The organism is Synechocystis salina LEGE 00031, assembly GCF_015207985.1.
GTDB lineage: Bacteria > Cyanobacteriota > Cyanobacteriia > Cyanobacteriales > Microcystaceae > Synechocystis > Synechocystis salina.
In genome coordinates, this window is record NZ_JADEVV010000082.1 from 1 (window position 1) to 10,419 (window position 10,419).

The 10,419-nt window shown below is 52.7% G+C and carries 11 protein-coding genes; 6 read left to right on the forward strand and 5 right to left on the reverse strand.

The features are described from left to right. Nucleotides 1-208, reverse strand: a 208-nt coding sequence (locus tag IQ217_RS19120) for a hypothetical protein (protein WP_228025793.1), incomplete at its 3' end; no start/stop codon positions are given. Between the two features lie 142 nt (nucleotides 209-350). Here IQ217_RS19120 and IQ217_RS18065 point away from each other — a divergent pair. Next, nucleotides 351-1,595 carry a cyclic nucleotide-binding domain-containing protein gene (locus IQ217_RS18065; protein WP_228016947.1) on the forward strand — a complete coding sequence of 415 codons (1,245 nt, stop codon included), beginning with the start codon at nucleotides 351-353 and terminating at the stop codon, nucleotides 1,593-1,595. A gap of 11 nt (nucleotides 1,596-1,606) precedes the next feature. On the opposite strand, the gene recA is transcribed toward IQ217_RS18065, so the two are convergent. Next, nucleotides 1,607-2,671, reverse strand: a complete 1,065-nt coding sequence (gene recA, locus IQ217_RS18070) for a recombinase RecA (protein WP_190599171.1) — start codon at nucleotides 2,669-2,671, stop codon at nucleotides 1,607-1,609. A gap of 157 nt (nucleotides 2,672-2,828) precedes the next feature. Between recA and IQ217_RS18075 the strand changes: the two genes are divergently transcribed. Next, nucleotides 2,829-4,052: an ABC transporter permease gene (locus IQ217_RS18075; RefSeq protein ID WP_194021243.1), complete on the forward strand. Its 1,224-nt coding sequence runs from the start codon at nucleotides 2,829-2,831 to the stop codon at nucleotides 4,050-4,052. Here the strand turns inward: IQ217_RS18075 and IQ217_RS18080 are convergent. Next, a complete protein-coding gene (locus IQ217_RS18080; protein WP_190599169.1) occupies nucleotides 4,049-4,546 on the reverse strand; it encodes a ferric uptake regulation protein in 498 nt (165 codons plus the stop codon). The genes IQ217_RS18075 and IQ217_RS18080 overlap by 4 nt on opposite strands. Before the next feature lie 141 nt (nucleotides 4,547-4,687). Between IQ217_RS18080 and IQ217_RS18085 the strand changes: the two genes are divergently transcribed. Next, complete coding sequence (locus IQ217_RS18085; protein WP_194021245.1) at nucleotides 4,688-5,509, forward strand: creatininase family protein; 822 nt, start codon at nucleotides 4,688-4,690, stop codon at nucleotides 5,507-5,509. 58 nt (nucleotides 5,510-5,567) lie between these two features. Further along, nucleotides 5,568-7,103 (forward strand): bifunctional phosphoribosylaminoimidazolecarboxamide formyltransferase/IMP cyclohydrolase, encoded by a 1,536-nt coding sequence (gene purH, locus IQ217_RS18090; RefSeq protein ID WP_194021254.1) that lies wholly within the window; start codon nucleotides 5,568-5,570, stop codon nucleotides 7,101-7,103. A 164-nt stretch (nucleotides 7,104-7,267) separates the two neighbouring features. Here the strand turns inward: purH and IQ217_RS18095 are convergent, their stop codons facing one another. Both IQ217_RS18095 and IQ217_RS18100 read right to left on the reverse strand, forming a co-directional pair. After that, entirely contained in the window at nucleotides 7,268-7,669 is a 402-nt protein-coding gene (locus tag IQ217_RS18095) for a sll0565 family protein (RefSeq protein WP_190599166.1), read from the reverse strand. Nucleotides 7,670-7,704: 35 nt separating this feature from the next. Next, a complete protein-coding gene (locus IQ217_RS18100) occupies nucleotides 7,705-8,688 on the reverse strand; it encodes a class I SAM-dependent methyltransferase (RefSeq protein WP_194021247.1) in 984 nt (327 codons plus the stop codon). A gap of 44 nt (nucleotides 8,689-8,732) precedes the next feature. Here IQ217_RS18100 and IQ217_RS18105 point away from each other — a divergent pair, with 44 nt between their 5' ends. Beyond that, nucleotides 8,733-9,041 carry a DUF3067 family protein gene (locus tag IQ217_RS18105; RefSeq protein WP_010874344.1) on the forward strand — a complete coding sequence of 103 codons (309 nt, stop codon included), beginning with the start codon at nucleotides 8,733-8,735 and terminating at the stop codon, nucleotides 9,039-9,041. 33 nt (nucleotides 9,042-9,074) lie between these two features. Beyond that, on the forward strand, nucleotides 9,075-10,419 hold a 1,345-nt coding region (gene spkC, locus IQ217_RS18110), incomplete at its 3' end, for a serine/threonine-protein kinase SpkC (RefSeq protein WP_194021250.1).

A 10,419-nucleotide genomic window follows, 5' to 3' on the forward strand; every position in this document is an offset into this window, starting at 1 on the left:
CCCCTGTTCCTTCTGTTCCCCCTAGCAATCCGCCACCCACGTCCCAAGGTACCCCTGCCCCTCCTTTACAGGGCATCCCCATCCCCGTCCAAATGCCAGGTGCTCCAGCCCCGGCGAATAACCCCGTGGCTCCTAATCCACCCCCACCAACCCCAGCATCACAGGAACCAGGAGGATTTGCACCGGAACCGGTCTTGGACGACTCCATTCCCGTAGATTGGTATTAAAGTTTGTCTGGCTGCCCATGCTCCATGGCCCTTGCCTCTAGCCCACCCTCTAGCAGTTAATGGAACTGGGAAAGATTCAGTCCGATAACCATAAATTTGCTTAGAACGGTGGAAAACCTTGCTTTGACCGCTTTCTTTCAGGGTATTTTGGGCGCTTCCAGCATGGCCCTAGGGGCTTTAATTGCTGTGGCTTGGCAACCGGGACGAAAATTTCTAGCGGCGGTGATGGCCTTTGGTAGTGGTACTTTGATGGCGGCGATCGCCTTGGAAATTGCCAGTGCCGTTTACCGTAGTGCCAATGTGGTGGTTTTGGTGGGGGGATTTTTATTCGGGGGAGTTTTATTTATTAGTCTGAGTAAATACATTGATGAACATGGGGGCTTTTTGCGTAAACCCGCCGTCAGTCGTCGCTATGTGGTGGAACACCAAATTCTTGAATCCCATGAGCTGGTGGACTACCTTGCCCATAGTGAGGTGATGAACGCCTTGCCTGAGGAGGAAAAGCATCAGCTAGCGGCCCTACTGACTCCCCACCACGCCCAGCCGGGGGAACCGCTCTGCCGGGAAGGGGACCAGGGGGATTATTTTTATTTGATCGGTGGCGGTGAAGCGGATGTGTATAAGGGGACAACCTGGGTTAATCGGCTGAAATCCGGCGATATTTTTGGGGAAATGTCTTTGCTCACCGGGGAGCCCAGATCCGCCACAGTAGTAGCCTTCACTCCCATGGAACTGTATCAACTCGATAAGGAAAATTTTGCCCATATTCTCAGCCAGTCTCCCCATCTAGCCCTGGCCCTGAGCCGCAAACTTGCCCGCCGTTTGCAATTGGCCACGGACTTTGAAGCAATTGTTCCCCCCACAGATACAGTTTCGGTGTTAGAACCACTGGCGGAAGGCGATCGCCAGGTGTTGACAAAATTGGCCCAAAGTTCCGCTCCCATGGCCATTTTGGTGGGCACACTGTTCGATAACATTCCGGAGTCTATGGTGATCGGCATGAATACCCATGTCACCCCCTGGGGCGGCGCTTTTTTGTTTGCTGTGTTTATTTCTAATTTTCCCGAAGCTCTTTCCAGTTCCTTTGGCATGAAACAGGCCGGCATTTCTAACCGCAGAATTTTAACCCTCTGGTTTGGGGCCGTGGTGGCCAGTGGACTCATTGCCATAGTGGGCTACGCCATTGGCCAGAGTGGCACCCTATTACTGGTGGCCCTGGCCCAGGCGATCGCCGGCGGAGGAATTTTAGCCATGTTAGCCAGCACCATGATGCCCGAAGCCTATGAATTAGGGGGCAGTTCCGTGGCCTATGCCACCATCGTTGGTTTTCTAGCGGGCTTTTTGATTTCCGCTTCCCATATTTCTTAGGTTTTCTTGGCTTAAAAATCTCCCTCTTCTCCCTGTTCTTCCGCCCCATCCTCTGTGTCCACCGGAAAAACTGCATTAATTAACGATAATTTTTCCCGTACCTGTTGGTCTATGGTGGCGGCGATTTCCGGATTTTCCTCCAGGTATTTGATGGCATTATCCCGACCCTGGGCGATGTTTTCGCCGTTGTAGCTATACCAAGCCCCTTTGCGGGTAATCACATCACATTTTTCCGCTAGGTCAATGGTGCAACCCATGCGGGAAATGCCCTGGCCGAAGATAATGTCAAACTCAGCAATGCGGAAGGGGGGAGCCACTTTATTTTTGGCCACTTTCACCTTGGCCCGGATACCGTATTCCCCTTCGGTGCCTTTTTTCAGGGTTTGAATGCGACGAATATCTAAACGGACAGAGGCGTAGAACTTTAACGCATTACCCCCAGTGGTCACTTCAGGACTGCCGTAGGTGACCCCAATTTTTTGCCGTAACTGGTTGAGGAAAATTACTAAACAGCCCGATCGCCCGATGTTACCAGCAATTTTTCGCATGGCCTTACTCATCAAGCGAGCTTGGGAGCCCACCGATGTATCCCCCATTTCCCCTTCAATTTCCGCCCGGGGTACCAGGGCCGCCACCGAATCCACCACAATGATATCCACCGCAGTGGAGCGCACTAACTGGTCCACAATTTCCAGGGCCGACTCGCCATTATCGGGCTGGGCCACCAAGAGGTTATCAATGTCCACCCCCAGGGCTTTGGAATAAACGGGGTCGAGGGCATGTTCCGCATCCACAAAGGCCGCTACTCCCCCTGCCTGCTGGGTGGCAGCCACCGCATGGAGGGCCAATGTTGTTTTCCCGGAACTTTCAGGGCCGTAAATTTCCACAATCCGACCCTTGGGCAAACCGCCCCCCAGGGCCAAATCTAGGGTTAAAGCTCCAGTGGAAATGGTTTCAACCCGCATTTGGGTGGCATCTCCCAAGCGCATAATGGCCCCCTTACCGAAGCTCCGCTCAATCTGGGCTAGGGCGGCGTTGAGGGCTTTTTCACGGTCGGAAATGTTGGTAGTGGCCATGGATGTATGGGGATTGCAGAAGGAAATTCTATCTTAGATGCTCGGGACAGAATTTTAACTCAATTTAACTTTCCCCTGGGGCTGGGGGCGGTCAAATCGAAGAAATCGATAAAATAAACTAGATGCACTAGCGGAAGCAACCCAAGCAGAGGTAACGGTGATTGAATTTCGGGAAAGTTTGAGAATGGCCACTAGCATGTTGCTGGCCAATAAACTCCGCAGTAGTTTGACCATGTTGGGCATCGTCATCGGTAATGCGTCCGTGGTGGCCATGTTGGGCATTGGCCAGGGAGCCCAGGAGTTGGCCACTTCCCAGTTGGAAGATTTGGGCCCCAATGTGTTGTTTGTGTTACCCGGTTCCCAACGTAACCGTCGAGCTAGTTTCAATTTACCGAAAACCTTGGTTTTGAGTGACGCCGAGGCGATCGCCGACCAAGTGCCCAGTGTGGCCGGGGTGGCCCCGGAGATTAACCGACGGTTATTGGTGTCCCATCGGAGCCTCAACACCAACGCCACTGTGGTGGGCACTACCCCCGAATATCCCGCCATTCGTAATTTTGCCGTGGCCCAGGGGCGCTTCCTCAACATTCTGGACCTGGAGCGCCATCGTCGGGTAGCCGTGCTCGGTAGTGAGATTGCCGATCGCCTTTATCAAACCCAAACCCCCCTCGGTCAGAATATTCGCATCAACAATATTACCTTTGAAGTCATTGGCGTCATGGAAACCAAGGGTTCTTCTTTGGGCAGTAACCAAGATGAATTTATTTTCATTCCCCTGGATACCATGGTGGCCCAACTGGTGGGTAGGACTTCCCCCTACGGCATCGAATTGAGTTGGATCAACGTTAAAGCCCAGGATGGTGACTCGGTGCGGGCGGCCACTTTCCAAATGGAAAACCTCTTGCGCCTGCGCCACAATATCCAAAACGGGGAAGATGACTTTGGCGTTAGTTCTGCCAAGCAAATGCTAGATATTGTCAACACTATCACCGGGGGACTGACCATTCTCCTGGCGGCGATCGCCGGTATTTCCCTCATTGTCGGGGGCATTGGCGTGATGAATATTATGTTGGTGTCCGTGACAGAACGCACCCAGGAAATTGGCCTGCGTAAAGCCCTCGGAGCTGGGGAACAGGACATCCTCAGTCAGTTTCTCATTGAAGCAGTGATTGTTTCCGCCAGTGGTGGAGTCATTGGCGTCGTATTAGGCATGGCCATTGTGGCGATCGTTGGAGCCCTTTCCCCCCTCATCACCATTATTTCCCCTACCGCCGTAGTTGTTTCCCTGACCATTTCCGGCAGTATTGGGCTCTTTTTTGGTGTAGTTCCCGCCCGTCAAGCAGCGAAATTAGACCCCATTGTGGCCCTGCGTAATGCTTAAGCTAGGGAAATACTGCGGGTGCAAGCCCAATTGCTGGGCAAAGTGGAAGGCCAACCCATGCGAATGGCTTCAGGACAGATGGTGGTAACAGTTAACTGACAATCAATTAACTGAAAGCCCTCTTTTTCGCACTGCTTCAAACTTTGCTTGAGGATGGAATCATTCTTAAATTCAATGGTGCGGTTACATTGCACACAGACCACATGGTGATGGTGATGGGGTGAAGCCTGTTGTAGCTCATAGTGCTTATGCCCCTCCGCCAATTCCAACTCCCGCAGAATGCCCATGCGGGACATCAATTTAACACTGCGATAAACTGTGGACAGGCTAATCTTTTCCTTCTCTTCTTCCAGACGGTGGTGTAACTCTTCGGCACTGAGGTGTTCCCCTTCTGGTAAATTTTGAAAAATATTGAGGATTTTTTCCCGCTGGGGGGTCAGTCGCCAGCCACGGGCATTAAGTTCGGCTTTGAGGGAATCGGCGGTGTAGGACATGTTCTATGGGGGCGCTTAGAAGCAGTCTGGGCGATGGGATCCATCATAGTCGCTAGGCTCGCTAGTTGCAATAGTGGAATCTTATTGAGAATAGATCCTAGAAAAAGTCTTATTTATGTTCCCCCTTTTAAAAGTTTGACCATGCAACCTTCCGCCCTTATTCCTCCCCAGCGTTATTTTGCCTACCTGACTTGGACGGACATTGAGGCTCTGCCGGATAAGGATAAAACCATCATTATTCAGCCCCTGGGTTCCATTGAACAGCATGGCCCCCATTTACCCCTGGTGGTGGATGCGGCCATTTCTGAGGGGGTTTTGGGCAAGGCGCTGCAAACTTTAGGGGCAGAAATTCCGGTCTATGTCCTCCCGACTTTGTACTATGGCAAGTCCAACGAACATATAGGTTTCCCTGGGGTCATTACCCTCAGTGCAGAAACTTTGTTGGCTATCCTCAAGCAAGTGGCGGCTAGTTTGTATCAATCGGGCTTCCGTAAATGGATTTTGCTCAACTCCCACGGTGGCCAGATTCAGGTGCTGGAAATAGCCGCTCGGGACTTGCACCAAGCTTACCCGGATCTGCAAATTTTCCCCTTTTTTACCTGGCGTATGCCCCATTGTGCGGCGGATTTACTCACGCCTAAGGAGATGACCCACGGCATCCATGCGGGGGATGGGGAAACCAGCTTAATGATGGCCCTCTGGCCGGAGTTGGTGCGAGAAGATCGTTTGGTGAAGGAATTTCCCCAGGGCATTCCCGCCGATAGTGAGCTTTTGAGCATGGAAGGAAGTTTGCCCTTTGCTTGGTTAACGAAGGAAGTGAGCCGCAGTGGGGTGATGGGGGATGCCACCGTAGCCACCAAAGAGAAAGGGGAAGTTTTGCTGGATTGTCTGGCCGATGGTTGTCGTCAGGCGATCGAAGCAGTGTACCATTTCCAACCCCCTAGTCTGGACAGGAAAGGGTAAGGGAGTCCAACTCCTGGGGGATAATGGAGGACGGAAAAATTACCAAGAGGAGAAGGCAATGGCCCGTTTAGCCCTGCTGAGTGTGTCTGACAAAAGTGGCATTGTGGAGCTGGCCCAACGGCTAGTGAATGAATTTCAGTTTGACCTGATCAGTAGTGGTGGCACTGCCAAAACCCTCAAAGAAGCGGGGGTTCCCGTCACCAAGGTGAGTGATTACACTGGGGCACCGGAAATTTTGGGTGGTCGGGTAAAAACGTTGCATCCCCGCATCCATGGGGGCATTTTGGCCCGGCGGGATTTAGCCAGTGACCAAGCGGATTTAGAAGCTAACGATATTCGTCCGTTGGATCTGGTGGTGGTTAACCTTTATCCCTTTGAGCAGACCATTGCTAAGGCCGGGGTAACGGTAGCCGAAGCGGTGGAACAGATTGACATCGGTGGCCCCGCCATGATTCGAGCCACTGCCAAAAATTTTGCCCATACCACCGTCCTCACCAACCCCAGTCAGTACGGAGCTTATTTGACTGCTTTGCGAGAACAGGGGGAAATTCCCTTAGCTCTGCGCCAACAATTTGCCGGGGAAGCCTTTGCCCTCACCAATGCCTACGACCAGGCGATCGCCAATTATTTTAGTGGTTTAAGCGGGGATGGGGCGGCCAGATTTGGCATTAGCGGCACATTGCGCCAGCCGTTGCGTTATGGAGAAAATCCCCACCAGAGTGCAGGCTGGTACCAAACAGGGCGAGAGGCGACGGGGTGGGCTAAGGCCGAGAAACTCCAGGGTAAGGAACTGAGCTATAACAATTTGGTGGATTTGGAAGCGGCCCGGCGCATCATTAATGAATTTGACCCCAGTGAACCGGCGGCGGTGATTTTAAAACATACCAATCCCTGTGGCGTGGCTTTAGCTCCCACGTTGGTAGAAGCCTATCAAAAGGCTTTTAATGCCGATGCCACCTCTGCTTTTGGGGGCATTGTGGCCCTGAACCAACCCTTGGATGGCCCCACTGCAACGGAAATGGTGAAAACCTTTTTGGAATGTATTGTGGCCCCCAGTTGCGATGACCAGGCCAGAGAAATTCTAGCCAAGAAAAATAATTTGCGGGTCTTAATCCTTCCTGAGCTGGCTACCGGCCCCAGTCAAACCATTAAGGCGATCGCCGGCGGATTTTTAGTGCAGTCGGCGGACGATGAACGGGAAGATCCCAATGCCTGGCAGGTGGTGACAGAGAAACAACCCAGTGCGGCAGAGTTGGCGGAATTGGCCTTTGCCTGGAAAGTGTGTAAACACGTTAAATCCAACGCCATCACCATTACCAAAAATAAAACTACCCTGGGGGTGGGAGCGGGGCAAATGAACCGAGTCGGATCCGTGGAAATTGCCCTGAAACAAGCGGGGGCAGAAGCCCAAGGAGCTTGTCTGGCCAGTGATGCCTTCTTTCCCTTTGACGATTCCGTCCGCACCGCCGCCGCCGCTGGCATTACCACCATCATCCAACCGGGGGGGGCCATGCGAGATCAAGACTCGATCCAGGCGGCCAACGAATTGGGCCTAGTGATGATTTTCACTGGGGTGCGCCACTTTCTCCACTAGAGGGGGTTGGCAAAGTCCCCTAGTTTCACGACTTTGAAGTTAGGGGAAACCAAGACAAACTTTAAAATTCCCCAGCTTCAGCAACTCCATGGAGGGCAAAATTAACCCCTGGCAAAACTTTCCTGGACTTGTTCCAGTGCCAGCCTCAATTGTTGACAGATTGTTCAGCCAACCCAACTTTTTAGGGCCCAACCCAGCACCAAACCCAGGCCACCAAAGCGGATTATTTGCCAAAACACATCCCCCATCAAACCCCGCCGTAGACCATCCCAAAACATTTTTTGCAACTGGCGATCGGTCAACAGTTCACTCTCTAATTCCAGGGATAACGCTTCCAACTCCGAACGGATGCGGGCCAATTCCTGCTCCAATTCCGCCTGGGCTTCCCCCTGGAGCCTGGTTTCCACATCGGCACGATATTCCTGGATTTGTTGTTGCTTGGCCCTCTGGGATTGAACCTCGTCGTAACGGGTTTGCAGTTTTTGCAAAGACTGGGTCAGGGCGGCCAGGGCTAAGCCAAAATTGCTATCACTATCTCCGTTCGGTGCGACAAAAGTTTCTTCCATAGCAGGTTACGACGGGTCAAAGTCAGGAATGGCAACTAGGGTTGTACGGAAGCGATGACAGTGCGATGCCGGGGACTATTGGACTGAATACTCACCTGGTCGAAACCGGCTTCCAATAATTCCTGCTCCACATCCAAAGCAAAATACTGGTCCATAAAAGGTTCCGTGCTTTTCAGCAGGGTTATAATATGGGCTGGCATGGTCAGATAAGCCTGGGAGCGGGGATTCATATCCATAAAAGTGAAATGGCCGCCGGTTTTTACTAAGCGCCGGGCTTCGCGAAAAATGCGCCGGGTGGGTTCCTGGGGCATTTCGTGGAACAGCAGAAAAGCGGAAACTAGGTCAAAACTTTGGGCCTGTAGGCCAGTGGCTTCCGGTAGGGCGTGAACCCAATTAATGTCGGCTCCTTTTTCCTGGCCGTGATGATGGGCAAGGGTGACGTAGTAGGGGGAAAAGTCCAACCCGGTCAATGCCGCTTGCGGGTAACAGGCTTGCAAAGTGAAGCTACTCAGGCCCACAGTGCAATGCAAATCAAGGATAGTTTGGGGTGCTTGGGGCAATTGGGCTAGCAAAACATCGTGGTAACTACGCCGTAACTGAGCGTCGCCCTGGGCCCCGGCTTCTGGATAAAGGCTGGAATGAACCGCGTTGGCGGCCACTTCAAATTCAAAGGCCGCGTCCCAACACATATGGCCTTGGTCATAGCCATGGAAAGAGGCGTTGTAATAGTCGGGATAGGTGAGGTCCTGGTTGACCACTGACCCCCAATCCCCTTGCCAGTCCTGCTGTTGGTATTGTTTCACCGTCTCCCGCCAAGGGATACCGAGTCGCTCCGCCCGTTTGATCATCATGGAACGCGCTTGCCATTTAGCCACGTTCCACAGGGGCTTGACGGCCAATAATCCATTGACGACCTGACTCATGGCAGTGGGGGCAGGGGTGGCGGTGCTGACAGTCATGGAATGCTTTAATGGGACTAGGGAAAATTGTCGCTGAAAAATCCAAACCTGTCTAGGCATGGGCATCAAGCGGCGATCGCCTGGGGCAATTTCGGTGTTGAGCCATGACCGGTAAACAGTTACACCAGTTGATTGTGGACAAATGGGGTTATTCCTTCGATGTGCAATTGCGACGCATCAAAGACCGCATTTTTCTACAGATTATGTGGCGGTACCTGGAACAGGCCTCCTTTCCCCTCTCCGAAGAGGATTATTTCGCTAATCTAGAGGCGATCGCCCAGTATCTCCAGGCCTGGGGAGGGGGGGAACAGGTGCAACAGTTCATCGCTCAAACCAAAGAAAAACCCCGCCTAGGTAAAGCAGTTAGTATTCCCCTGGAACTTGGGGCCAGGGCCGCAGAATGGTTTATTTGAAAGCTGGACAAGCTAGGAGCATAGGGCATTGCTATGGTTACCCCACTAAAGCTACTCAACAATCGCTACCGAATTATTGAAACCCTAGGAAGAGGGGGGTTTGGGGAAACTTTTTTAGCCCGGGATACCCACATGCCCTCGGCCCGGAAGTGTGTGATCAAACACCTCAAACCGGTGCTGGAAAATCCAGAAATTCCCCCATGGTTAAGGGACAGATTCCACCGAGAAGCGGCCATCCTCGAAGAGTTGGGAGAGAACCATGCCCAAATTCCCCAACTGTACGCATATTTCAGTGAAGGGGAAGATTTTTACCTAGTGCAGGAATGGATTCCCGGGCTGACCCTCACCCAAGCCCACGCCCAAAAGGGGAATTTTTCCAGCACAGCGGTGGAGGAATTGCTGCTGGGCATTTTACCAGTGTTGCAGTTTATCCATCAACGGCGCATTATCCACCGGGATATCAAGCCCGACAATATTATTCTGCGGGAAGTAGATGGTAAGCCCATTCTGATCGATTTTGGCATTATCAAAGAAACCATGGGTACGTTGGTTAATCCCGATGGCCGCAGTGCCTATTCCGTGGCCTTGGGTACCCCTGGTTACATGGCTTCGGAGCAGGCCGCTGGGAGGCCGGTTTTTTCTAGCGACCTTTACAGTTTGGGGCTCACGGCTATTTTTTTGCTTACCGGTAAAACCCCCCAATATTTGACCAGTGACAGTCGCACCGGAGAAATTCTTTGGCGACAGGGAGCGCCCCAAGTCAGTCCTACCCTGGCTAAGGTCATAGACCAAGCGGTACGCTACCATCCCAGGGAAAGATTTAGTTCCGCTACCGCCATGGCCCAGGCCCTCCAGGGCAGTTTTAGTAATGTTTTCACGGCTACAGGCGATCGCCAAGGAAATACCAACGGCAATGACAAAATTAAACCGGGGCCCCAACCCACCGCTCCAACCCTAGTGGTAGGCTCCCCCTATAACGCCAACGACACCCAAGCCACCAAAGTTTATAGCCAGGAATTTACCGGGTATAGCGAAACCCAGGAGGGTTCACCGTTGATCAAGTGGGTAGTTATGCCCCTGGTTGTCCTGCTGGTGATTGCCGGAGGCATGGCGGCAGGATTTTGGGTCACCAACCAACGGCGCAATAATCCCCCCCCCACGGTGGAAGAATCCCCGGAGGAAACTCCTACACCCCTGCCGTCTTTGCAACCCAGGCCGGATTTATTTGAAACTCCGATCCCCACCCCCTTGCCGGTGACCCCCAGCCCGGAGGTGACTGCCAGTCCAACTCCAGAACCCAGTCCCACCCCAACGGAAGGGACATTAGCCCCTATGGAGCCGGAGCCCAGCTTAAATGAGCCTGTCCCCACGCCAGAAC